Source organism: Paenibacillus sp. HB172176, assembly GCF_011947265.1.
Classification (GTDB): domain Bacteria; phylum Bacillota; class Bacilli; order Paenibacillales; family Paenibacillaceae; genus Pristimantibacillus.
On sequence record NZ_JAATHD010000016.1, the window covers coordinates 103,939 to 127,049 of the forward strand.

At 55.0% G+C, this 23,111-nt stretch carries 24 protein-coding genes; 1 reads left to right on the plus strand and 23 read right to left on the minus strand.

Annotated features, from left to right (window positions below; all coding sequences use genetic code 11):
* Positions 1-45: 45 nt before the first annotated feature.
* The 7 genes from HFP08_RS19435 to rplS form a co-directional block, all read right to left on the minus strand.
* The gene (locus HFP08_RS19435; RefSeq protein ID WP_168122267.1) at positions 46-417 is read right to left on the minus strand and encodes a YraN family protein; all 372 of its coding nucleotides are present in this window, start codon (positions 415-417) and stop codon (positions 46-48) included.
* On the minus strand, positions 407-718 hold the full coding sequence (locus tag HFP08_RS19440; RefSeq protein ID WP_168122268.1) for an EscU/YscU/HrcU family type III secretion system export apparatus switch protein: 312 nt from the start codon (positions 716-718) through the stop codon (positions 407-409). Before HFP08_RS19440 ends, HFP08_RS19435 begins: the two co-directional genes overlap by 11 nt.
* Complete coding sequence (locus HFP08_RS19445) at positions 715-2,760, minus strand: hypothetical protein (RefSeq protein WP_168122269.1); 2,046 nt, start codon at positions 2,758-2,760, stop codon at positions 715-717. The genes HFP08_RS19440 and HFP08_RS19445 overlap by 4 nt, the downstream gene beginning before the upstream one ends.
* A gap of 172 nt (positions 2,761-2,932) precedes the next feature.
* Positions 2,933-3,535: a ribonuclease HII gene (locus HFP08_RS19450; protein WP_168122270.1), complete on the minus strand. Its 603-nt coding sequence runs from the start codon at positions 3,533-3,535 to the stop codon at positions 2,933-2,935.
* Positions 3,536-3,571: 36 nt separating this feature from the next.
* Entirely contained in the window at positions 3,572-4,459 is an 888-nt protein-coding gene (gene ylqF, locus HFP08_RS19455; protein ID WP_168122271.1) for a ribosome biogenesis GTPase YlqF, read from the minus strand.
* 19 nt (positions 4,460-4,478) lie between these two features.
* Positions 4,479-5,180: a signal peptidase I gene (lepB, locus tag HFP08_RS19460; protein ID WP_168122272.1), complete on the minus strand. Its 702-nt coding sequence runs from the start codon at positions 5,178-5,180 to the stop codon at positions 4,479-4,481.
* 86 nt (positions 5,181-5,266) lie between these two features.
* A complete protein-coding gene (rplS, locus tag HFP08_RS19465) occupies positions 5,267-5,608 on the minus strand; it encodes a 50S ribosomal protein L19 (protein WP_168122273.1) in 342 nt (113 codons plus the stop codon).
* A 208-nt stretch (positions 5,609-5,816) separates the two neighbouring features.
* Between rplS and HFP08_RS19470 the strand changes: the two genes are divergently transcribed.
* Positions 5,817-7,262: a CAP-associated domain-containing protein gene (locus tag HFP08_RS19470; protein WP_168122274.1), complete on the plus strand. Its 1,446-nt coding sequence runs from the start codon at positions 5,817-5,819 to the stop codon at positions 7,260-7,262.
* A gap of 187 nt (positions 7,263-7,449) precedes the next feature.
* On the opposite strand, the gene trmD is transcribed toward HFP08_RS19470, so the two are convergent.
* From trmD to fapR, 16 genes are all read right to left on the minus strand, one after another.
* The gene (gene trmD / locus HFP08_RS19475) at positions 7,450-8,196 is read right to left on the minus strand and encodes a tRNA (guanosine(37)-N1)-methyltransferase TrmD (RefSeq protein WP_168122275.1); all 747 of its coding nucleotides are present in this window, start codon (positions 8,194-8,196) and stop codon (positions 7,450-7,452) included.
* Between the two features lie 2 nt (positions 8,197-8,198).
* Complete coding sequence (gene rimM / locus HFP08_RS19480) at positions 8,199-8,723, minus strand: ribosome maturation factor RimM (protein ID WP_168122276.1); 525 nt, start codon at positions 8,721-8,723, stop codon at positions 8,199-8,201.
* Positions 8,724-8,810: 87 nt separating this feature from the next.
* Positions 8,811-9,041: a KH domain-containing protein gene (locus tag HFP08_RS19485; protein WP_168122277.1), complete on the minus strand. Its 231-nt coding sequence runs from the start codon at positions 9,039-9,041 to the stop codon at positions 8,811-8,813.
* Positions 9,042-9,066: 25 nt separating this feature from the next.
* The gene (rpsP, locus tag HFP08_RS19490; RefSeq protein ID WP_168122278.1) at positions 9,067-9,339 is read right to left on the minus strand and encodes a 30S ribosomal protein S16; all 273 of its coding nucleotides are present in this window, start codon (positions 9,337-9,339) and stop codon (positions 9,067-9,069) included.
* A 200-nt stretch (positions 9,340-9,539) separates the two neighbouring features.
* A complete protein-coding gene (gene ffh / locus HFP08_RS19495; protein WP_168122279.1) occupies positions 9,540-10,928 on the minus strand; it encodes a signal recognition particle protein in 1,389 nt (462 codons plus the stop codon).
* On the minus strand, positions 10,907-11,314 hold the full coding sequence (ylxM, locus tag HFP08_RS19500) for a YlxM family DNA-binding protein (RefSeq protein ID WP_168122280.1): 408 nt from the start codon (positions 11,312-11,314) through the stop codon (positions 10,907-10,909). Before ylxM ends, ffh begins: the two co-directional genes overlap by 22 nt.
* Positions 11,315-11,452: 138 nt before the next feature.
* The gene (gene ftsY / locus HFP08_RS19505) at positions 11,453-12,460 is read right to left on the minus strand and encodes a signal recognition particle-docking protein FtsY (protein ID WP_168122281.1); all 1,008 of its coding nucleotides are present in this window, start codon (positions 12,458-12,460) and stop codon (positions 11,453-11,455) included.
* Positions 12,461-12,513: 53 nt separating this feature from the next.
* Positions 12,514-16,092 (minus strand): chromosome segregation protein SMC, encoded by a 3,579-nt coding sequence (gene smc, locus HFP08_RS19510; protein ID WP_168122282.1) that lies wholly within the window; start codon positions 16,090-16,092, stop codon positions 12,514-12,516.
* A 199-nt stretch (positions 16,093-16,291) separates the two neighbouring features.
* Positions 16,292-16,993, minus strand: coding sequence for a ribonuclease III (rnc, locus tag HFP08_RS19515; RefSeq protein ID WP_168122283.1), 702 nt, complete (start codon positions 16,991-16,993; stop codon positions 16,292-16,294).
* A complete protein-coding gene (gene fabF / locus HFP08_RS19520; RefSeq protein WP_168122284.1) occupies positions 16,983-18,224 on the minus strand; it encodes a beta-ketoacyl-ACP synthase II in 1,242 nt (413 codons plus the stop codon). The genes rnc and fabF overlap by 11 nt, the downstream gene beginning before the upstream one ends.
* A 190-nt stretch (positions 18,225-18,414) precedes the next feature.
* Positions 18,415-18,648: an acyl carrier protein gene (gene acpP, locus HFP08_RS19525; protein ID WP_087572610.1), complete on the minus strand. Its 234-nt coding sequence runs from the start codon at positions 18,646-18,648 to the stop codon at positions 18,415-18,417.
* Positions 18,649-18,760: 112 nt separating this feature from the next.
* Positions 18,761-19,510, minus strand: coding sequence for a 3-oxoacyl-[acyl-carrier-protein] reductase (gene fabG / locus HFP08_RS19530; protein ID WP_168122285.1), 750 nt, complete (start codon positions 19,508-19,510; stop codon positions 18,761-18,763).
* Positions 19,511-19,532: 22 nt separating this feature from the next.
* A complete protein-coding gene (gene fabD / locus HFP08_RS19535; RefSeq protein ID WP_168122286.1) occupies positions 19,533-20,468 on the minus strand; it encodes an ACP S-malonyltransferase in 936 nt (311 codons plus the stop codon).
* A 32-nt stretch (positions 20,469-20,500) separates the two neighbouring features.
* The gene (locus HFP08_RS19540; protein WP_168122318.1) at positions 20,501-21,487 is read right to left on the minus strand and encodes a beta-ketoacyl-ACP synthase III; all 987 of its coding nucleotides are present in this window, start codon (positions 21,485-21,487) and stop codon (positions 20,501-20,503) included.
* A gap of 13 nt (positions 21,488-21,500) precedes the next feature.
* Positions 21,501-22,490: a phosphate acyltransferase PlsX gene (gene plsX, locus HFP08_RS19545; protein ID WP_168122287.1), complete on the minus strand. Its 990-nt coding sequence runs from the start codon at positions 22,488-22,490 to the stop codon at positions 21,501-21,503.
* The gene (gene fapR / locus HFP08_RS19550; RefSeq protein ID WP_168122319.1) at positions 22,474-23,070 is read right to left on the minus strand and encodes a transcription factor FapR; all 597 of its coding nucleotides are present in this window, start codon (positions 23,068-23,070) and stop codon (positions 22,474-22,476) included. Before fapR ends, plsX begins: the two co-directional genes overlap by 17 nt.
* Positions 23,071-23,111 lie beyond the last annotated feature (41 nt).

Genomic DNA, 23,111 nt, shown 5'->3' on the forward strand with positions numbered 1-23,111 from the left:
ATTACTCGAAGTACTCGAGGCTCAACGGCATTTAACAAGGCCGCCCTAGAAAGCGGCCTCATAGTGGACGAACGAATGAATGCGATCGCGCTCAGCCAAGCTTATCGCAATCGCATCGAATCTTATTGGACGGTTAAGCAGCTTTTCGAATTGCATGTAGCTTTGTGCGACACGCCTGACTTGCTGCTGCTTCCGATAATCGATCGACTCGGCCGCCGTGCCGAAGCGGCCCAATCCCGACAATCGCCTCGTTCTTACTTCAATGAACACGATCCGCCCTTCAAGCTCGGCGATAATATCGATCTCGCCGGAACGACAACGCCAATTCATCTCTCGAATCGTATAACCCGACGCCTGCAGTCTAAGGCATGCCTCATTTTCGCCGAGCTTCCCTATACGCCTGCGATCATGGCTCATGGGGCAAATCCCTCGCTTTGCGATCGGATTGATAGACGAAGCTAAGAATTTCAGCCACCAGCGTATACAGCTCGGGCGGAATCTCTTGATCCACATCAAGTTTCGACAGCACCTCCACAAGTGAAGCGTCTTCCTGAACAGGCACTCCGCTTTCCTTCGCTTTCTCCAATATGCGATCGGCAAGCTGCCCTGCTCCCTTGGCAACGAGAATCGGCGCGCTTTTCTCACCGGGCTCATATTTCAAAGCGACCGCTTTTCTAATCGTCGCTTTGGAGGAACGATTGTCCTTTTCCAAGCTCATATTCGATAATCGACTCCTTTGTAGCGCGTTGATGCGAATTGCGATGTGTCAGGCAGCGCTTGGCGTTTGACGCCTGCGGCTTGCATCGCGCCTTCGACGTCTTCCTTGGGCAGCGGAGTAGCGCGCAAGGAGAATAGTTGATAGCCTGCGGCATGCATTCTGGCGGAGATATCCTCTCTCGCGCTATCGATAATTGCAGTCATAGCCGGATGATCATTCCAAACATTCAGGCTGACAATTCGGTCGGTCACGTTCACATCCACCATCGTCTCTCCAAGCGTCTCCATCGAGAGCTGAAACAATAGTCTGCAATTTTCCGAGTCCAGCTCCCCCTTGCGCCCGCGTCTCGTCTGAATATGAACCGATGCCGTGCTGCCCCCTTCCCGATCCTTCAACGGAATCAACATCGTCACATGCGTGAAAATCGAGCTGTTGCGCTCCGGCGCGAGCAGCAGCTGTTGACCGGTGATATGATGGAGGAGCTGCGTTGCGGTTTCCTTGACGGCCCCAGGGGTGTCCGACCCTGACGCAAGAGTCATTAGCGCGCTCTTCAACCCTTCCTGCGTGTGCAGTTGCTCAGGCAGAGGAAGCGACAGCGGACCGCCCGGTCCCGGCACAGCGGCTCTGAGCTGCTGCAATCCTTCGGGAACGGCTCCGTGCGTTTGCGGCTGTCCGGCTTGCATCGACATTGCATGCTCGCCGGACGGGGAAGCGCCGGCGTTTGCTCCATGTTGATTCGCCGGGACTGCCGCGTTTCCGCTGCCGCTCTTTGAAATCCCTTCCTGAGGAGCCGTCCCGTTTGTTGGTACGGGATGGGCCTGCGCCGTCCGAACTTCCGAAGCGCCGCCGGCGCGGGATCGATTCTCCTGGCTTGCAAGCGCGTTCGCCTCCTTGGACGCGCCTGCTTCCGTTCCCTCTCTGGTTGCCTGCCCAGCCGAAGCAGCGCCGTTATTCCCCGCTTCGGCAGCTCGTACCGGGGCATCCGCGCTTGTCGCCGCCTTAGCCAATTGAAGCTCATGATCGACGCCAAGCCACTTCATCATCCCCTTAAGCCAGTTGCCCGAATCGCTCCCCGTTTCCTCGACTCCCGCGGCAGAACCCGCAAGCTGCGGATTGGCTTGATTCGTTTGATTGGCATTCGCAGGGCTGACCCCGGCCTGCCTGTTCGAATCCGGCTGAGCTGCCTGTTGCAGCCTTGCGCCCTCCGCCTCCGCAGCAGGCTGCCTTGTCAAGCTCTGCGTTTGATTGACCGCTCCTGTCGACGCTTGCGGCAATGCCTGGGCTGCTGACGACTTGTTCGCTGCCGCGGCGGCGCGGGCTTCCATCCCTTCTCCAGAAGCCTCTGTCGCCCCCGACATCAAGGCTGCGCCCTGCTGCAGCAATGCGCTCACCTTCGCCGCGGAGGCCAAGGCTGCTTGCGGGGGAGGCGTCTCAGCCCCTTTCTCCGAAGCTCCTGCGAGCATTTGCCCCAAAAGCTGCTGAAGCGATTCAAGAAGCTCATGCGCCGGTTTCCCGAACATCACCTGCTGCATCGAAGCTATCGTGGTGGCCGTCATCGGCATTCCTCTCTTGAAAGCCGCGGCTGCCGACATCATCCATTGCTCGAGATTCGCTCCCTTCGGCATGGCTGCTGCAGCCTGCTTGAAAGCAGCCGCTGTCGTTCGATCGAAGAGAAAGCCCTCTTTGCGCAAATCCCTGACAATATCGAGCGACCATTTCTGGTCCGGCAAGCCAAGCCCCCTGGCGATATCGCGGAACGTATCGTCCAATGCCCCCGAATCGCCAAGATCAACCGCCTTCAGCACGACCAGCCCCCCGCTTGATTCCGGCTGCACCTGCAGCATGGCCGATTGTCCGGCCTTTAGCGGAAGCTCCAGCTTCGCCGACACCTTTACGCCGTTTATCTGTACAATCGCTTCATTGTTTTCCGTCGTTTGCAGCACGACGCCCCTGACAATTTGCCCCGGCTTGAGCTCCATCGATTTCGTTTCGCCGCTCGTACTGTCGCCCAGCAGACCTCGCATCATTTGACTGATATTCACGTAAGTACTCCTCTCGTCCGCTCGCGCATTCTTACCTCTTATATCGGTAAGGCTGCTGATTCCTTGAAGACCGATGGGGGTTCTTGCTGCGCTATATACGAAAAAAAGCTTGTTTACGCGGATTAGACTCATCTTCATAGTCTAAACCGTATAAACAAACTCTTCCGCCAGCCTATCCGCATTCGCCGAGCAGCTTCTTCAGAAAGCTACGCCGATGCAGCTCGCTTGGACCATGCTCGAGCAATCGTTCCCGGTGAAGCTTGGTCGCATAACCTTTATGTACCGCAATCCCGTATTCGGGGTAGATTTCGTCCCATTCCGTCACGCATAAGCGATCTCTTGTCACCTTGGCCATGATGGACGCCGCGGCAATCGACTGGCTTCGTGCGTCTCCTTTAATAATGGACTGCTGAGGCAGAGACAAATCAACAGTCTCCGCATCGACGAGCACATAATCGGGAGCGATTGAAAGCGAATCAAGAGCGAGCTTCATCGCCAGTCTGGACGCCTGCCTGATATTGATGCGGTCGATCGTCGCGGCATCCACCCTGGCCACGCTCCACGAGACGCTCTCCCTAGCAATTTGCCCATATAGCTGCTCTCGCTTCTTCTCCGACAGCTTCTTGGAATCATTAACCCCTTCGATGATCAGTCCCGGCGGCAAGATGACCGCCCCTGCCACCACATCGCCGAACAGGCAGCCTCTTCCGACTTCGTCCGCTCCCGCAATCTTGCAAAAACCGTCATTCCACAGCGCTTGCTCAAACTCGAACATGTGAAATCTTCCTCCTAACAATCGAACACTGAATCCTCATTGCTCGCGCGAAGGCATATCGTCATACGGCGCCTCCAGCGTGATCCGTCCGAGCTTTCCCGCCCTCAGATCCCGCAAAATAATGCCCGACGCTTTCTCCAGATCGACTCTTCCTCCGCTAACGAGGCAGCCTCTCCGTCTGCCGATGTCCTCCATCACTCTGACAATCTCTTCGTTGTCCTCGAAATCCGAGGGCGGATTGTCCAATTGATATCGCTCGGCCAGTATCGGCCAGTATCGCTTCGCAAGCTCGAGAACGGCGAAATAGGCAATATCGTCCACATTCAGAATCTGCTCACGAATGGCTCCGGTCATCGCAAGACGGTAGCCTACCAGTTGATCCTCGAATTTCGGCCACAGAATGCCCGGCGTGTCGAGCAGCTCCAGGTCCTTGCCGGCTTTAATCCATTGCTGCCCCTTTGTAACGCCCGGCTTGTCGCCTGTCAAAGCGATATTCCGTCCTGCCAGACGGTTAATGAGCGTGGACTTTCCCACGTTTGGAATACCGACAATAAGTCCCCGCACCGCGCGCGGGTTCATTCCTTTGGCAATCTGCCTGTCGATCTTCTCACGTAGCAATTCTCTGGCTTTCACCGGAATATGTCCGACATTCGTGCCGGTATGCGAATCGACGGATACGCAAGCATGACCTTCATGGTCGAAATAAGACATCCACTGCTCCGTAGCTCTTGGATCCGCCAAGTCGGATTTGTTCAGCACAATCAACCTTGGCTTTCCTTGTAATATGCTGTCAACCATCGGATTCCGGCTGGATAATGGCACTCGTGCGTCCAGCAGCTCAATGGCAATATCGATCAGCTTTAATTTGTCCTGTATTTGCCGTTTGGCGCGAGTCATATGACCTGGAAACCATTGAATGGACATTCTTTGTTTACACCTCGTCCTAGTACTTGTGCTTAATGAATTCCAGCTTGTTCAGCGGCCAGAAGATCACATCGGCTCGCCCTACAATCTCCTTGTCGTCCACGAAGCCGATAATGCGGCTGTCCGTGCTGTCGCTGCGGTTATCCCCGAATGCGAGGATCATGCCCTCCGGCACAACGGATTCCTTCACCGTATCGTTCGGGAAGTTGTATCTGCCGCCCTGACCGTTGTACAACCCGCCGTTTGCCTGCGCGGCCTTCACGGCATCTTCAATGTACGGCTCTTCCACTTTCTCGTCGTTAATATAGAGATCATCACCCTCAAGTCGCACTTTGTCGCCGGGCACGCCAATAACGCGTTTAATGAATTTCCGCCCTTGCTCCGGCACATTAAACACGACGACCTCGCCGCGCTTCGGTTCCTCGAAGGTATATAGAATTTTGTTCACGATCAGTCTTTCGCCCGTTTGAAAGTTAGGATGCATGGATGGTCCGTCAACGATGTACGGCGAGAACAGAAATTGTCGGATAAAAAACACAAGCACTACCGCAATGACCAATGCTTTAATCCATTCCACGATTTCCTTGTAAGCGCCCTTGCTTGAAGCTCGCTCGCTTCTGGGCTTGTCTGACCAAGACTCAGGCTGTCCCGCTTCGTCCTGCTGGATCGGCGTTTCCTTGGTTTCTCCCTCTAGCTCTTCATTTGGTTTCTGCGAATCCATGCCTCAGCCTTCTTTCCTTTTGCTCTATTCGGATTTAAAAAAACGAAAAGGAGCTTGTTTTTGCAAGCCCCTCTTGACGTTTCTTTTTAGCGAATCTCTTTAATTCTAGCAGCTTTACCGCGCAATTCGCGAAGGTAATACAGCTTGGCGCGACGCACTTTACCACGACGGGCAACGTCGATTTTATCAATCTTAGGCGAATGAAGAGGGAAAGTTCTCTCTACTCCTACACCGTAAGAAATTTTGCGCACTGTGAATGTTTCGCTGATACCGCCGCCGCGACGTTTGATCACAACGCCTTCGAACACCTGGATACGCTCGCGCGAACCCTCGATAACCTTAACATGCACCTTCAGCGTATCGCCTGGGCGAAAGCTTGGAAGATCGCTGCGCAATTGCTCTTGTGTAATCTCTTGCAAGATATTCATTCGGTTCACTCCTTCCACCATAGACGTTCATGTAAGCTCCCCGACTCCTAGAGCGGATCCTCGCTTATAGCGGACCGTCCGACTTATGAACAACATTAGAAATTTTACCATAGTTGATCATCCAAATCAACCTATTAAATTTTTATTTATGGACAGCGTTTTCTTTTGTATACTACCTATGTAATTATCCATTCTGCGGAGGTGCCCTTTGTCAGTCATAACATGCCTACATACTATTGCTCGAAAAACGGCTTATCTTCTTCTCGTCGCGCTATTGCTGACTTCCCTGTCTCTCTCTTATGCCGATGCGCAGGCGGCGCCCGGCGCAAGCTTTACAGATACGGAAAACCACTGGGCCAAAACGTATATCGATTGGGCCGTTGCGGAAGGCCTTGTCAACGGCTACGAGGACGGCTCCTTCAAGCCGGACAAGTCGGTCAGCGAAATCGAATTCCTCGCCATGCTGCTGCGCGCCTATCATGTTGTCGGCGCAAGCGATGAGAAGCCGGGAGATTGGTCCGCCGCTTATTACGACTACGCCTCGCTTCTCAATTGGCCCGTTTCGAATAATCGCGCTGCGCAACAACCCTTCCTCCGGGGCGATACCGCCATCATTCTGCAAGCGGCCGTCAGAGGACAAGCGGCGACGGAGAATCAGTCCGTGCAGTGGCTGCTCGACGAAGGCATCTCGAAAGGCAGAGCCTCGGCGACGATTGCGGGCTTCGATTCCAATGAAAGTCTAACGAGAGCCGAGTCGCTCACCTTCTTGTTCAAGCTGAAGCAATATACCTCCTCCCTGTCGGACGCCGTCATTCCTCAAGAGCAGACTCGTTTCAAGCTGCAAGACATCGCTTTGCGCGATTCCTCCGACAGGCTGGTCAAGAAGCTGGGCGAGCCAGCCAGAATCGAGCCAAGCGGCAATAACTATAATTGGTATGTTTACAATAGCTCCTATTCGGCTTTCGCCATGTTCGGCGTCTCGAACGGGCAGGTTGTCGCCCTGTACGCCATGAACCCCGATAGCTGGACAATGCCGCTTGGCCTGTCTCTTGGAGAATCGCTCGCCGACATCAAGAAGAAGCTGAGCGCTGCCGCCATCTCAGCCCAAGAGCAGAAGGACATCTCTTACAGCTTCTCGATGAATGACGAACGATCGGCCTACTTCATCGATTCGCAATCGGGGAGTAAAGTCATTGGACTTCTTCATCAATTGCAAGCCTTCTCAGGGGCGAAGCCAGCCAGCGCCGACACGGACAAGCTCCGCAACGCGATGGAGCGGGAGCTGTTCGACCTCGTGAACGCGGAACGCGCAGAACGCGGCATCTCCTTGTTGAAATGGGATGACGTGGCGGCAACGGCAGCCAGAAAGCACAGCGAGGATATGATGAAAAATCATTATTTCAGTCATACGAATCAGAAGAGTCAATCTCCATTCGACCGGATGAAGGCCGAGGGCGTCTCCTACAGTCGGGCAGCCGAGAATATAGCGTCCGGCTATGCAAACAGTATACTGACGCACTACATCCTGCTCAATTCAACATCGGGTCATCGAGAGACGATCCTCGATTCCAAATTATCCAGGCTTGGAACCGGCGTTGCTTTCGGCGGTGAATACGGCATCTACTATACGCAGGATTACTTCACGCCGAATTAGCCCTTGTCCAATGATCTTTGATCATGCATACGAGGCTCTTCGCATGAGCGCCTTCCCATTGTCCTGCTATAGCTAAAAGCGCTTTTGGAAGCAGGGTCCCTGGCGCTTTGCGCGCAAACAGCCCTCCATTGAACGTTTCGTTCGATGGAGGGCTGTTTATTCGCAAGGGATGCCGCAAACGAAGCGTTCATGAACGCTTCCTGTCCGATTTCCTGAGGTTCGCAAGCCATTCCCGCTCCTTGTCCGTCAGCTCGGCCTGCTCTAGCAGGTCGGGACGCCGACTCAAGGTACGCAGCAGAGATTGCTCTCTGCGCCAGCTGTCGATGCGGGCGTGATGACCGGAAATCAGCACCTCGGGCACGGACCAGCCTCTGAATTCGGGAGGCCTCGTATAATGCGGATATTCCAGCAAACCCGTGCTGTACGAATCGGTCACAGCCGAGCTTTCGTTGCCCAGCACGCCCGGCAACAGTCTGACGACGCTGTCAATAACCGCCATCGCCGGAATCTCTCCTCCGGTCAGCACATAGTCGCCAATAGACAGTTCATCCGTCACCAAGTGCTCTCTTATGCGCTCGTCATAGCCTTCATAGTGGCCGCAAATAAAGATGAGATGCTCTTCCTTCGACAGCTCCTCGGCCTTCGACTGATTGAACGTCTGCCCCTGCGGGCACATGAGCACAACTCGCGGCTTAACGGACTCTCCTCCAAGGAGATCTTCCACCGCCGCGAACACAGGCTCAGGCTTCAGCACCATCCCGCCTCCGCCGCCATAAGGATAATCATCCACTGTGTTATGCTTGTTGTTCGCATAGTCGCGAAAATTGATAGCCTGAAGCTCTACAATGCCCTTCTCTTTCGCCTTCCCGAGTATGCTCGCCCCGAACACCCCGTCGAACATTTCCGGGAACAGCGTCAGTACATCGATTCTCATGGCTAGATCAGCCCTTCCATCAGCCGGACGGTGACAAGCTTCTCAGCAACGTTCACATGAAGCACAACCTCGTCAATAACGGGCAGCAGAATTTGCGCCCCTCGGCTCTTGGGGCGATTAACGACCCACACATCATTGGCTCCCGGACTAAGAATTTCGCTGATCTCCCCAAGCTGCTCGCCGTCTTCCGTTACAACCGCACAGCCGATAATCTGATGATAATAATATTGACCATCCTCCAGCTCCTCCTGATCCCCCTCGGAGATTTGCAGATTCCAGCCCTTGTATTGCTCCACTTGATTAATATTGTCAAAGCCCTGCAGTCTGAGAATATATACATTCTTCTGCTTGCGAGAGGCCGTTATTTTCACTTCCCGAGATTCGCCCGTCTTTTCGTCCGCCATCCGCAGCACGCTGCCGACCGCGAAGCGCTGTTCGGCGAAATCGCTTTGCGATAAAATTTTTAGCTCGCCGCGAATGCCGTGCGTATTGACAATCTTGCCGACGGTATACCATTTTTCGCTCATTTCACCATTCCTTCTTCTCATATTCCCTTTATTATACCATGCAAAAGAGGGCCAGGACATGCATCCCAACCCTCGACGTGCGTCCGTCTATGAATCAATATCAACGATAACGCGCTTATTCGATTTGACCGAAGCCGACGTTACGACGGTGCGAATCGCTTTCGCGATTCGACCTTGCTTTCCGATGATCTTGCCTACATCTTCGGGGTGAACGGACAGCTGGTAAATCGTGCTGCGCTCATCGTCCTTGACCTCGACTCGCACCTCTTCCGGATGATCCACTAAAGCCTTCGCTATGACAAGAATTAATTCTTTCATTACAAAGCCCTCCGCTCTTCAACAGTTATTTCTGTTGCTTAAGCTCATGGAACTTCTTCATCACACCCGCTTTGGAAAGCAAGTTGCGAACCGTATCAGAAGCTTGCGCTCCAGTTTGCAGCCATTTCAGAGCTTTCTCTTCGTCAATAGCGACTTCAGCTGGAACAGCAACCGGATTGTAAGTACCGATTTCTTCAATAAAACGTCCATCACGAGGGGAACGGGAATCCGAAACCACTACGCGGTAGAACGGCGCTTTGTGTGCACCCATGCGTTTCAAACGAATACGTACTGCCATTATTCATTCACCTCCTTCGATTAATAAAAACAATATGCGTGCATTGCTGCGAGAACAGATCAATCTTCCAATCGCTGTTGTCCCCCAATTTCTTCATTCATACTCAAAGCGGTTGAAATTGTGGGACAAAGGCGAACGCTATCGCTTTTCCAGATCAATCTGTTCTCTCCGCAGATACGTTTCAGCGTGTTAATTTTACACTAAAACGGAAATTTCATGTTTTTGCCCATTAGACCTTTGAGGCCTTTCTTGCCGCCCTTCATGCCTTTCGGACCCTTCGGCCCCATCATCGACGAGAATTGCTTCATCATCTTGCGCATATCGTCGAATTGCTTGATCAAGCGATTAACCTCGACTACAGTGGTTCCGCTTCCCGCAGCCACGCGCTTGCGCCTGCTGTGATTCAGCAGCTCCGGCTTTGACTTCTCTTCCTTGGTCATGGAGCGGACGATCGCCTCAATTCGGCTGATCTGCTTCTCGTCGACCTTGAGATCCTTCATATTGCCCTTCATCTTGCCCATGCCGGGAAGCATATCCATAATCTGATCAATCGGCCCCATCTTTCTGACCTGCTCCATCTGATCCAGAAAATCATCGAAGGTGAATTCCGCAGTGCGCATCTTGCGCTCCATCTCGGCAGCCTTCTCCGCGTCGATGCCGGCCTGCGCCTTCTCGATCAGAGACAGCATATCGCCCATACCGAGAATTCGCGAAGCCATGCGCTCCGGATGGAACGGCTCGAGCGAATCGATCTTCTCGCCCATCGCGGCGAACTTGATCGGCGTGCCTGTAACGGCTTTGACCGACAGCGCCGCGCCGCCCCTTGTATCGCCGTCCAGCTTGGTCAACACGACGCCCGACAGCTCGAGCTGCTCATGGAAGCTCTGCGCAACGTTAACCGCATCCTGACCGGTCATCGCATCGACGACCAGCAGAACTTCATCCGGCTTCACATACTCATGAATTTGCTTCAATTCGTTCATGAGCTCTTCGTCGATATGCAACCGGCCCGCCGTATCGAAGATCACATAATCGTTGCCGTTCTCCTTCGCCTGCTGAAGACCTTGCTTCGCAATCTCGACGGGAGACACCTGGTCGCCCAGCGCGAATACCGGCGCGGAGATTTGCTCGCCGAGCACTTGCAATTGCTTGATTGCAGCCGGGCGATAAATATCGCAGGCAACCAGCAAAGGCTTATGATTGCTCTTCTGAAGCAGTCTGGCGAGCTTGCCCGTGGTCGTCGTCTTGCCCGCGCCCTGCAGGCCGACCATCATAATGACGGTCGGCGGCTTGTTCGCCTTGGCAAGCTTCGACTGCGTGCCGCCCATGAGCTCCGTCAGCTCTTTGTTGACAATATCGACAACCACCATGCCTGGCGTGAAGCTCTTGGACACATCCAGCCCGATGGCTTGTTCCTTCACCTTCGCGATGAAATCCTTCACGACCTTGAAGTTAACGTCGGCTTCCAGAAGCGCCAGGCGAACCTCACGCATCGCTTCATTAACATCGGCCTCCGATACCTTGCCTTTGCCCTTCAGCTTTCCGAACACATTTTGCAGCCGACTGCTTAAGCTTTCAAATGCTGCCATGAATCCTCGCCTCCTTCATCTGCCGATTGCTCCGTTGCTTGAAGCTCGGCAATGACTCCCAGCAACGATTGCTTCTGTTCTTCTTCTATATTCAAATGCTCTACGCGTTTCTCTAATTGCCGGGCCAATCCCACGAGCCGCTCATGCTTGACCAGCAGCTCCAGCTTGCTCTCATAGCTCTCAAGCGTTGATTCAACCCGCTTCATGTTGTCATGCACCGCTTGCCGGGTAATGCCAAGCTCCGCGGCAATCTCGCCAAGCGAATAGTCGTCATGATAATAATACGAGAAAATCATGCGTTGCTTCTCCGTGAGCAAGCTCTCGTAGAAATCGAACAGCAGATTCGCTCTTGTTGTTCTGGTTAAGGCATCCGGTTCAATCGTCATCAGCGCCCGCGCCTCCTTCTCTCTGACGAGAAAAAGCTGTCAAGGCTCCATCCTTTACAGCCGTACAACGTTCCTTATCATACATGAAAGCGAAGCATGCTGTCAAGTATATGACCTTGTCAAGCATGCTTTTGCTCCTTATTGCGCGGTTTCGGATTCTTCTTCTTGCTGTGGGCCGACCAATCCGGCGAACAAGGCATGTACGAATTGATCCGAATCGAAGGTCTGCAGGTCGCCCATCTTCTCGCCCAAACCGACCAGCTTCACCGGAAGATTCATCTCATTGCGAATCGCGATAACAATGCCGCCCTTCGCCGTCCCGTCGAGCTTCGTGAGCACAAGCCCGGACACGCCGCTCTTCTCGCCGAACAGCTTCGCCTGACTGAGCGCGTTCTGTCCGGTCGTCGCATCCAGAACAAGCAGCACCTCATGCGGCGCATCGGGCATTTCCCGCTGAATGACGCGGAAGATCTTGTTCAGCTCCTCCATCAGATTGCTCTTGTTCTGAAGTCTTCCCGCCGTATCGCACAGCAGCACGTCCACCTTGCGCTGCTTCGCGGCCTGCACCGCGTCGAACATGACGGCGGCCGGATCGGAGCCGGAGGACTGCTTGATCACATCGACGCCGACCCGAGAGCCCCATACCTCAAGCTGCTCGATCGCTCCCGCACGGAAGGTGTCTCCCGCCGCCATCAGCACGCTCTTGCCTTCGGATTTGAATTTATGAGCCAGCTTGCCGATCGTCGTTGTCTTCCCGACGCCGTTAACGCCGACGAACAGAATGACCGTCGTCTGCCCCGGCGGCGCCATCCGAAGCTCAGACTCGTCATCGCCCTTCAGCAAGCCGATCAGCTTCTCTGTAAGGATCGGCTGAAGCTCGGAAGGCTGCTCGATTCTGCGTTTCTTCACTTCCGCGCGAAGCTCGTCCACCAGCGTCATAACCGTATTCACGCCGACATCCGCGCCGATCAGAATCTCTTCCAGCTCCTCGTAGAAATCCTCGTCGATCTTCTTCCTGCGGGAGATGAGATCCTCGACCTTCTCCACAAAGGCCGTGCGCGTCTTCGTGAGCCCCTCCTTGAATACATTCGTAACTGCCTCCGTCTTGGAGGCGATGCTTTCCTTCAATCTTTTAAAAAAACTCATTGATGTCATTCCTCCATCCATTTGCCGCCGTCCGCCAAATCTGCAAATACCGTTTAAGCGGATACGGCCTCTTCCTCTTCCAGCCTCACGGAGACGAGCTTGGACACGCCGCCCTCCTCCATGGTGACGCCGTACAGCACATCCGCTTCTTCCATCGTGCCCTTGCGATGCGTAACCACGATAAACTGCGTCAGCTCCGCGAATTCGCGAAGATATTGCGCAAAGCGCGACACATTCGCTTCATCGAGCGCCGCTTCAACCTCATCGAGCACGCAGAACGGAACCGGCTTGACCTGCAGAATGGCGAACAGCAGCGCAATTGCCGTCAGCGCCCGTTCCCCGCCAGACAGAAGCTGCAGATTTTGCAGCTTCTTGCCCGGAGGCTGCGCCACGATATCGATGCCCGTATCGAGCACGCGATCCGGCTCCACAAGCACGAGATCGGCTCTTCCTCCGCCGAACAGCTTGCTGAACACGACGACGAAATGGCTGCGTATCGCTTCGAAAGTCGTTCTGAAGCGCTTCGACATCTCATCGTCCATCTCCTTGATGACCTGATACAGAGTTGTCTTCGCATCAATCAGATCGTCCTTCTGCGCGGACAGGAATTCATAACGCTCCTTCACGCGTTCGTATTCTTCAATCGCTCCGAGGTTCACCTCGCCCAGAGCCGCGATTTGTCGTTTCAAATCGCGCACCGCATTCTGGGTTCCCGCGATATCCTCAGGCACCGGATATTGCTCCTTCGCGAGCTCATAGCTCAGCTCATATTCCTCGCTCAGCTTGCGAAGCAGGTTGTCGAGCTCCACATCCTGGCGATTGACCGCGATTTCCGTCTGCCGGAGCTGCTCCTCGACGGTTCTGAGCTGAGCGCGCTGATCCTTCGTCTCGCTCTCGCCCTGCTCCAGCTCCTCGATTCGCTTCGCTCTACTGGCCCTTTTCAGATCGGTCTGCTCAGCGGTTTGCGTCTTCTTGATTCGCAGCTCGTTAAGCTGGGCGATCTGGGCAACGCTCTCTTCGCCGTGCCGCGTAAGCTCATCCTCCTGCTGCGCGAGCAGCGACCGCAAATTGTTCAGCTCGCTCTTCGCCTGCTGGATATCGTTCCGAACGCGTCCCGCCTGCTCCTCGAAGCTCATCTTCTCTTGCTCCGTCTTCGCCACATCGATCTTAATATCCGTTAACTGACCTTGCAGCTCTTCCTTCGCGGATTCGCTCGCCTTGCGCTTCTCCTCGGCCATACGAATCGCTTCCTGCAACCTGGCCTCGTCCTGCTTCAGCTGCTCGAGCTGCTTCTCTGCCTCCTCTGCCGACTGCAGCGTCTGCTGCTGCTCCATCGCGTGGCCGCTCTTCTCCGAAGCGGACAGCTCGCGCTGCTCTCCCAGATGCTTTGCCTCGGATTTCAGCTGCTGCAGCTCCGCCCGGAAGCCCTGCTCCTCGATGCGGTATTGCTCGGCTTTGGCCCGATATTCCTCCATATTCTGATTGCGAATCGAGCTCTCCTTGCGGAGATCGCTCAGCTTGTCTCGCAGCTGCGCAACTGCAGCCGTCGCTTCCTTGATCTCCCGATCGAGAGCTTCGATCTGCCGTCCTCTTCCAAGCAGATTCGCGCCTCTCTTCTGCAAGCTGCCGCCCGTCATCGAGCCGCCCGCATTAACCACATCGCCTTCAAGCGTAACGACGCGATACCGATACGAGCACCTTGACGCAATTCGGTTCGCCTGCTCGAGGTTCTCCGCGAGCAGCACGTTGCCGAGCAGACTGTTCACAATAGACTGATACAACTCGTCGCATTCCACCAGCTCGGCGGCTATGCCGACAAAGCCTTCCAGCCCGGCGGCAGTCTGCTTGTCCTGATAAGGAACGGAGCGTCCCCGGATGACATCGAGCGGCAGGAAGGTAGCGCGGCCCATCTGGCGCTGCTTCAGGAACGAGATTGCCGCCCTTGCGGAGCGCTCGTCCTCCATGACGATATGCTGCATCGCTCCGCCAAGGGCGGTCTCGATCGCGGTCTCGATTCTCTGCGGAACGCGGATGAGCTCGGCCACGGCGCCGTGAACGCCCGTTATGCCGCTGCCGCTGCCGCGTCTTGAAGCTTTGAGCACCTCTTTGACGCCCTGCATGAATCCGTCGAGCGCGTCCTGCATCTCCTTCATCGTGTCCCGTCTGGAAATGTGGCTGTCGAGCTTCTGCTCCCACTTGCGTATGGTCTGGGTTACCTCTTCCAATTGCTGTGAAGCGGCTACGCCTTGTTGGGATTCCTTATACATCTTCTCCTTGATTCCTTCGAGCAAGACCAGCGTATCGGCAAGCGTTGCCTGAAGCTCGGCTTGCCGCTGCTCCAGTCTGCTCTGCTGCTCGGTCCACTTCGATTCATCCTCGCGAATGCGTTCCATGCGCCGCTGCAGCGTCTCCTGCTGCTGGGCGGAATATCGAATTTCATTGCGAAGCTGCGCCATCGCGCTGAGAATATCGAGCAGCTCGTTCTTCAGCTTCTCCTCCGCGTCAATAACCGCTCCGCCGGCCACGCCGACCAGCATCGCTTCCTCGGACGCCTGCTTCGCCCTAAGCTCCGCAAGCTGAAGCTCGAGCGCCGCGGCGCGGCTGCGGAATTCCGTCTCTTCCTTCGTCAGCGCGGAAATTCTCGCTTCCTGCGAGAGCAGCGACTCCTCCAGTTGACGCTTGTTCCCCTCCAAATTCCGCTTGCGCTCCTTCAGCACCTCGCCGAAGCCTTCGCATTTCTCGACATCCTCGCTAATCTGAAGCATCGACTCATGCAATTGATCCAGCTCCGCCTCAAGCTGTCTCAGCTGAAGCCGATCCTTCTCCAGCCCCGCGTCATGACTGCTGACGACCGAAGAAAGCTGCAGTTGCTCTCCTTGCAGCTTCTCAAGCTTCTTCGTCGCCTCCGACCAGGCTCCATGAATCGTCTCGATATTATGTACGTACATGGAAATTTCCTTGGTCTGCAGTTGTTCCTTTAGCGCTTTGAAGTGAATCGCTTTCTCGGACTGCTTCTTCAGCGGACCGACCTGATCCTCCAGCTCGGATACGAGATCGTGAATTCGGAGCAGATTCTGCTCCGTTTCGTCCAGCTTCTTCTGCGCTTCCCGTTTGCGGGATTTGTATTTCACAATTCCCGAGGCTTCCTCGAAGATGCCGCGGCGATCCTCGGAACGCGTGCTCAAGATCTCTTCAATGCGGCCTTGGCCGATAATTGAATAAGCTTCTTTGCCGATGCCCGTGTCCATGAACAGCTCGGTAATATCTTTGAGCCGACAAGGCTGCTTGTTAATCAGATATTCGCTGTCTCCGCTGCGATGCACTCTGCGGGTGACAGTCACTTCATTGTATTCCAGCGGCAATGCGCCGTCCGCATTATCGAGCGTCAATGAAACCTCGCCGTAATTGACCGCTTTGCGCGCGTCGCTTCCCGCGAATATAATATCCTGCATATTGCCTCCGCGAAGACTCTTGGCGCTTTGCTCGCCCAGCACCCAGCGAATGCCGTCGGAGATATTGCTCTTCCCCGAGCCGTTCGGCCCTACGACAGCCGTGATGCCCGTTACGAACTCCAATTCCGTCTTGTCCGCGAAGGATTTAAATCCTGCTAATTCGATCCGTTTCAGAAACATAATTTGGCTTTCACCTCACCCTTCATTCTACCATAAAGCAAGGAGCCGCGTGAATCCTTTCATTCGCAGCGGTTAAGGGCATAGTTGCGGCGAAGTGAGCGGAAGAGCCTTCCGATCGACCAGAAAAAAACATCCCGCAGACAAGACAGCTTGTCCAATGGGATGTTCATGGAAATGCGCGAAAGAAGCTCCGAATCATCTATTCCGACTTGGAAAGCCTGTTCCACGCCTCCGCGGCGGCTCGCTGCTCCGCCTCTTTCTTCGTCCTTCCCGTCCCGACGCCGTATTTCGTCTCGCCAAGATAGACTTCAACGGAAAATTCTCGCACATGCGCCGGGCCGCGTTCGTCCACAATTCGATAGTCTACCTGTCCAAGGCCGTGATGCTGCGACCTCTCCTGCAGCTTCGACTTCGCATCCTTCATCAAGAGACCGTAATTATTCGATTCAATGAAAGGAAACATATGCTTTTCCAGAAACGCCCTTGTATGCTCTACCCCGGAATCCAAGTATACCGCCCCGATAAAGGATTCGTACAAATCCGCAAGCAGCGCCTGCCGATGTCTGCCTCCGAGTTGCTCCTCGCCCCTGCCAAGCAGCACGTGCTTGCCTAGCTCCAGCCTTTCGGCGAAATAGGCAAGCGAGGGCTCGCAAACGACCGAAGCGCGCATGCGCGTCAGCTCGCCTTCCGGTCTTTTCGGGTAAGCGGTGAACAAGTGTTCGGATACAAGCAACTGCAGCACGGCATCCCCCAGAAATTCAAGACGCTCGTTATCCTGCACGGAGCCGCGCTTGTTCTCGTTCACATAAGAGGTATGCGTGAAGGCTTGCCGCAGAAGCTTCGGACGCGTGAAAGCGAGCTGCAGCTTCTGCTGCAGCTCGTCAAAGTGATCATGCTTCATATGCCTTCATCACGATCGTGGCATTATGCCCGCCAAATCCGAAGGAATTGGACAACGCAGTGGAGACCTTCGTCTCGCGCGGCGAATTCGGCACAAAATCCAGATCGAGCTCCGGATCCTGATTATCCAGGTTAATTGTAGGGGCAATGATGCCGTTCTTCAAGGTGAGCGCCAGAATAACACCTTCAACGCCTCCCGCTGCTCCCAGCAGATGTCCGGTCATCGACTTCGTCGAGCTGACCGCAAGCTTGTAGGCATGATCGCCGAAAGTCTTCTTGATGGCAAGCGTTTCGGAACGATCGCCGACGGGCGTCGACGTGCCGTGCGCGTTGATGTAATCGATTGCGGCCGGCGCAATGCCGGCGTCTCTGAGCGCCTTCGACATACAGCGCGCGGCGCCGTCCGGATCCGGCTCGGTCATATGATGCGCGTCGCCGCTCATGCCGTAGCCAATCACTTCGGCGTAGATTTTCGCCCCGCGCGCGATCGCATGATCGAGCGATTCGAGCACCAAGACGCCAGAGCCCTCGCCCATGACGAAGCCGTCTCGGTCGATATCGAACGGTCTGCTCGCCTTGCTCGGCTCGTCATTGCGAACCGACATCGCTCTCATCGAGCAGAAGCCCGCCATGCCTGTAGGGCGAATGGTCGCCTCGGCGCCGCCCGCGATCATCACGTCCGCATCGCCGCGCTGAATCATTTTGAAGGAGTCCCCGATGGAATGAGTGCCCGTCGCGCAAGCGGTAACCGCCGTGCTGTTCGGACCTTTCGCTCCTGTCATCATCGATACTTGGCCCGAAGCCATATTCGCGATCATCATCGGAATGAAGAATGGACTGACGCGCTTCGGCCCTTTCTCCAGCAATATGTTATGCTGGTCCTCCCAGGTTCCGAGACCGCCGATGCCCGAGCCGATCATCACGCCTACCCGCTCGGCCTCCGCGTTCTCTCCGATACGCAGTCCCGAATCTTCTACAGCAAGCTTGCTTGCGACGGCGGCGAATTGAACGAATCGATCCATTCTGCGCGCTTCCTTCTTATCCAAACCGTATTCCTCCGGATTAAAATTTTTAATCTCGGCAGCAATACGTGTTGGATATTCGGAGAAATCGAACGCTTCCACGACGGAAACGCCGGACTTGCCCTTAAGCAAGTTGTTCCAAAATTGTTCCAGTTCCGAGCCAAGCGAGGTCATGACCCCCATGCCTGTAATTACGACTCTTTGTTTCATTACTTTCACCTCTGCATACAGCGATATGGAAGATGACCCAAACTCATCCTCCTGTATATGAATAGCATAGCCTTATCCTTACATAAGGTTGTACAAGCATACTGCTATAAAAATATCGATAATCGGAATTCAGCAAATGAAGGCAGAGAAGTCCCGCGCATGCATACGTAAGGCGGGACTCGTCCAACTTTTAGGTATGAGATTGTATGTAAGTTACAACTTCTCCCACCGTAGTGATTTTCTCCGCATCTTCATCAGAGATTTCCATATCAAACTCGTCTTCCAGCTCCATGACCAATTCTACGACGTCAAGAGAGTCAGCTCCGAGGTCATCTTTAAAAGAAGCTTCCAACGTTACTTCCGCTTCGTCTACGCCAAGGCGGTCGATGACAATTCGTTTTACGCGATCTACTACTTCGGACATCCGATTCACCTCCTCCACCGTATTATACGAGAATTAAAAACAAAATGCCATCTTAACCTTATAGAGGTTGTTCAACACGCATATTATATGTCCCAAAATAACAGGAGAAGGCTTACATGTACATGCCGCCGTCGACATGCACGGTTTGGCCCGTCATATAGGCAGCGGCATCCGACGCAAGGAAGCGGACCGCATTCGCGATATCCGAAGCTTCGCCCAATCTGGCGAGCGGAATTTGCGCCCCCAGCGACTCCTTCATCTCGGAGGAAAGCTTGTCTGTCATATCTGTCTGAATAAAGCCAGGGGCCACGCAATTGACGGTAATGCCGCGCGACGCCAGCTCCTTCGCGCTCGCTTTGGTAAGGCCAATGACGCCCGCCTTCGCCGCCACGTAATTCGCTTGCCCCGGATTGCCGAGCACGCCCACAACGGACGAAATATTAATGATTCGGCCCGAACGCTGTTTCATCATCGGTCTTGTTGCCGCCTTCACGCCGTTGAACACGCCCTTCAGATTCGTCTCGATTACTTGATCGAATTCCTCTTCCTTCATGCGCATAATGAGATTGTCACGGGTAATGCCGGCATTATTGACGAGAATATCGATGGCGCCGAGCTTTTCAATCGTTTCCTTGACCATTCCGTCGAATTCATCCGCTTTGCCCACATTGGCCTTGATCATGATCGCCGATCTGCCAAGAGCCTCAATCGCCTGAACCGTTTCCGCGGCGGCGGCTTCGCTGCCGGAATAATTCACCGCAACGTCAGCTCCCGCTTCCGCAAGCGCTATGGCGATTGCGCGGCCAATGCCTCTCGACGCTCCCGTTACGAGCGCTTTCTTGCCCTCCAAGCTTCCAAACATCCTCGTGGCCCCCTCCTTCGAACTAATCCTCGCTTGTCTGCAGCGCTTCCAAGGCGGCTGCGCTGTTAAGCGAAATAACCTTCGCTGTTCTGTCGATTTTCTTGATAAGACCGGCCAATACCGTGCCGGAGCCGATTTCGACAAAGGTGGTGACGCCCTGCTCAAGCAAATAACGCACGCTGTCCTCCCATAGCACAGGCGAATAGACCTGCTCAACGAGAAGACTGCGTATTTCTTCCGCATCCGTTGTTGCGCAGGCTGTCACGTTCGCAACGAGCGGCACCGACGGTGCAGTGATGGCAAGCGACGCCAGCGTATCGCCAAGCCGGGCGGCTGCAGGCTTCATAAGCGAAGAGTGGAACGGTCCGCTGACCTCCAGCGGAATAACTCGCTTCGCTCCCGCTTCCTTGCCCCGGTTCACAACCTCCTGTACGCCGGCCGCTGAGCCTGAGACGACAATTTGGCCCGGACAGTTAATGTTCGCAAGCTCGACGTCGGCCCCTTCGCCCGTGATCGCCGCGCACAGCTTCGCGAGCTCGTCGCGTTCCGCCCCAAGCACCGCCGCCATGGCCCCTTGACCGCTCGGAACCGCTTGCTCCATATATTGTCCACGCGCTCTAACCGTTCTAACGGCGTCCTCGAAGGACAGGGCATCCGCCGCCACAAGCGCGCTATATTCGCCCAAGCTGTGTCCTGCGACGTAATCGGCCTTGAGCCCGGCTTCCTTCGCCAGATGAAGCAGCGCCGTGCTGACGGTCAGCAGCGCCGGCTGCGTGTTCGCCGTTTGCTTCAGCTCGCTGTCCGGCCCTTCGAAGATCATCGCGGCAAGATCAAAGCCAAGAGCTTCGTTCGCTTGCTCGAATATGCGTCTGGCGCTTTCCCGCGAATCGTACGCATCCTTGCCCATGCCGACCGTTTGGGCGCCTTGCCCCGGGAATACAAATGCTGTTTTGCTCAAATGAAATCCCTCTCTTCCTTATACTTCCCGCATTACCAAATCAGCACGGAAGCGCCCCAAGTCAATCCGCCGCCAAAGCCTACGAACACAAGGCAGTCGCCTTTCTTGACGCGATCCTGTTCGACCGCCTCAGCCAGCGCGACCGGAATCGACGCCGCCGACATATTGCCGTACCTGTGCAGATTGATCATCGCTTTGTCCTCCGACAGCCGCAAACGGTTCATAGCCGATTGTATGATGCGAATATTCGCTTGATGCGGCACCAGCAGATCGATCTCTTCCTTGGAAATTCCCGCCTTCGCGAGCGCTTCCTCAGCCGCGCTGCCCATAATGCGCACGGCGAATTTGAACACATCGTTGCCGGCCATATGAATGAAATGCTGCTTCTCGGACAACGATTCAGCGGAAGCTGGCATTCTCGATCCGCCGCCGCCGACCTTCAGCAACTCGCCGCCGCTTCCATCCGCGCCAAGCTCGAAGGACTTGAAGCCCCGTCCTTCCTCCACATGACCGAGCACGACAGCCCCTGCTCCGTCGCCGAACAGGATGCATGTATTGCGATCCGTATAATCCGTAATGCGGGACAGCGTCTCGGCTCCGACCACCAGTACATGCTTGTACAGGCCCGTGGAGATCATGCTCGTTGCCGTCGCCAGCCCGTAGATGAAGCCCGAGCAAGCGGCGGACAGGTCGAAGGCCGCAGCCTGCGGCGCGCCGAGCTTGTCTTGCAGCAAGCAAGCCGTAGATGGGAAGAACATATCCGGCGTAATCGTTGCGACGATAATGAGATCGATGTCCTTCGCCGTCAGCCCGGCCGCTTCAATCGCCTTCTTCGACGCTTCAAAGGCCAGGTCCGAGGTAGCTTCCGCCGCAGCCGCCATACGTCTTTCCTTAATGCCGGTACGAGTCACGATCCATTCATCGTTCGTTTCCACCATTTGTTCAAGCTCTTGATTCGTTAGTATGCGTTCGGGCACATATTTGCCCGTTCCAATAATTCCGACAGGTTGAACCTTCATGATCTTCACACACTCATTTCCTGTTAATTTCTGCAGAAATCGAGTCAGTCAATTTGCCTTGAATCGCAACTCTGGCTTGCCGAACGGCGTTTTTGACCGCGACGACATCCGAAGAGCCGTGGCATTTCACCACGAGTCCGTTCAGTCCAAGAAGCGGCGCTCCGCCATGCTCCTTGTAGTCCATCTTCTTCCTCAGCTGTCTCAGTCTTGGCAGCATGATGGCCGCAGCCAGCTTGGTCATCATCGATTGTCCGAAAGCATCCTTCAGCGAGCTGAAGATGGTGCCCGCCGCGCCTTCCATCGCCTTAAGCATAATGTTGCCCGCAAAGCCGTCGCAGATGAGCACGTCGCAGTTTCTTGTAAGCACGTCTCTTGCTTCCACGTTGCCGATAAAATGGATCGGCGCCTGCTCCAGGAGCTCATAAGCGATCTTCGTCGTCTCGTTGCCCTTCTTCGCCTCGGTTCCGACATTGAGCAGGCCGACTCTCGGCTCCTTCATGCCATGCACCTTCGAGCGGTAGATGCTGCCCATGATTGCATATTGCCGCAGATGCTCCGGCTTCGCATCCATGTTCGCGCCAAGATCAAGAGCAAGCACGCCAACATCGTCCATCGTCGGCATCATCGGAGCAAGCGCCGGGCGTTCGATGCCTTCCATCCGCCCCACAACGAGGAGTCCGGTCGCCATCAGCGCGCCCGTATTGCCGGCAGACAGCATCGCATCCGCTTCCTTGTCCTTCACAAGCTGACCCGCGACAACCATGGAAGCGCTCTTCTTTCTCCTGACCGCCCTCACAGGCTCGTCGTCCGCTCCGATAACGTCATCCGCATGGCATAATTGAACATTGGCAGGCTTTTTGTCTCCAAGAAACGGCTCGATGGCCGCTTGATTGCCGACCAGCAGCAATTCCGTATCCGGCCATTCCTCAGCCGCGGCCAGCGCGCCCTTAACAATTAATTCGGGCGCGTGATCGCCTCCCATCGCATCAATCGCGATCCGCAATGGCTTCTCCTCCTTCAGCTTCCGATTCTCCAGCGGATCTATATATCACGAAATTCCCTTGAAACACCATTTCATCGCCGACATAAGTGAACAGCTCCACCTTCGACTTGCTGCGTTCGCCCGAGATTGAGCGCACATACGCTTTGGCAATACATTTCTCCCCCAGCTTCACGGGGCGAATGAACCGGATGTCGGCAGTCACCGTGAGCGCGATCGCATCGTCAATAACGGCTACTGCAAGCGAGTTCGCTTGAGCGAATACATGATGGCCCCTTGCAATCGACGTTCTCGAGAATACATGCTCTTCCCGAATTTCGAATATCGAAATGCCGCTTTTGTCCAGCTCCAAATCAACAATTTCGCCGATGACCTCATGCAGAGGCAGGGAGCGCACCGAATCATAAGACCGCTCCGCCATCAGCTTCAGCCTCTCCCGCAATTCGGGAATGCCTAGCTCCAGCCGGTCAAGCCGAATTGTTTGAATGCTCACCTTCAATAGACGGGTAAGCTCCCGGTCGGTGATGAACGGATTCTCTTCTATGTATTGGGTAAGCCGCTGATGCCTCTGGCGTTTGGGCATTCGTTCCATGCTGGGCACCGCCTTTATCGGAATGTTCTACA

Bases quoted from the DNA above. Each gene is read 5' to 3' on its own strand.
- HFP08_RS19435 (WP_168122267.1), bottom strand. From the start codon at position 417: ATGAGCCATGATCGCAGGCGTATAGGGAAGCTCGGCGAAAATGAGGCA.
- HFP08_RS19440 (WP_168122268.1), bottom strand. From the start codon at position 718: ATGAGCTTGGAAAAGGACAATCGTTCCTCCAAAGCGACGATTAGAAAA.
- HFP08_RS19450 (WP_168122270.1), bottom strand. From the start codon at position 3,535: ATGTTCGAGTTTGAGCAAGCGCTGTGGAATGACGGTTTTTGCAAGATT.
- ylqF (WP_168122271.1), bottom strand. From the start codon at position 4,459: ATGTCCATTCAATGGTTTCCAGGTCATATGACTCGCGCCAAACGGCAA.
- lepB (WP_168122272.1), bottom strand. From the start codon at position 5,180: ATGGATTCGCAGAAACCAAATGAAGAGCTAGAGGGAGAAACCAAGGAA.
- rplS (WP_168122273.1), bottom strand. From the start codon at position 5,608: ATGAATATCTTGCAAGAGATTACACAAGAGCAATTGCGCAGCGATCTT.
- trmD (WP_168122275.1), bottom strand. From the start codon at position 8,196: ATGAGAATCGATGTACTGACGCTGTTCCCGGAAATGTTCGACGGGGTG.
- rimM (WP_168122276.1), bottom strand. From the start codon at position 8,723: ATGAGCGAAAAATGGTATACCGTCGGCAAGATTGTCAATACGCACGGC.
- HFP08_RS19485 (WP_168122277.1), bottom strand. From the start codon at position 9,041: ATGAAAGAATTAATTCTTGTCATAGCGAAGGCTTTAGTGGATCATCCG.
- rpsP (WP_168122278.1), bottom strand. From the start codon at position 9,339: ATGGCAGTACGTATTCGTTTGAAACGCATGGGTGCACACAAAGCGCCG.
- ffh (WP_168122279.1), bottom strand. From the start codon at position 10,928: ATGGCAGCATTTGAAAGCTTAAGCAGTCGGCTGCAAAATGTGTTCGGA.
- ylxM (WP_168122280.1), bottom strand. From the start codon at position 11,314: ATGACGATTGAACCGGATGCCTTAACCAGAACAACAAGAGCGAATCTG.
- ftsY (WP_168122281.1), bottom strand. From the start codon at position 12,460: ATGAGTTTTTTTAAAAGATTGAAGGAAAGCATCGCCTCCAAGACGGAG.
- smc (WP_168122282.1), bottom strand. From the start codon at position 16,092: ATGTTTCTGAAACGGATCGAATTAGCAGGATTTAAATCCTTCGCGGAC.
- rnc (WP_168122283.1), bottom strand. From the start codon at position 16,993: ATGAAGCATGATCACTTTGACGAGCTGCAGCAGAAGCTGCAGCTCGCT.
- fabF (WP_168122284.1), bottom strand. From the start codon at position 18,224: ATGAAACAAAGAGTCGTAATTACAGGCATGGGGGTCATGACCTCGCTT.
- acpP (WP_087572610.1), bottom strand. From the start codon at position 18,648: ATGTCCGAAGTAGTAGATCGCGTAAAACGAATTGTCATCGACCGCCTT.
- fabG (WP_168122285.1), bottom strand. From the start codon at position 19,510: ATGTTTGGAAGCTTGGAGGGCAAGAAAGCGCTCGTAACGGGAGCGTCG.
- HFP08_RS19540 (WP_168122318.1), bottom strand. From the start codon at position 21,487: ATGAAGGTTCAACCTGTCGGAATTATTGGAACGGGCAAATATGTGCCC.
- fapR (WP_168122319.1), bottom strand. From the start codon at position 23,070: ATGCCCAAACGCCAGAGGCATCAGCGGCTTACCCAATACATAGAAGAG.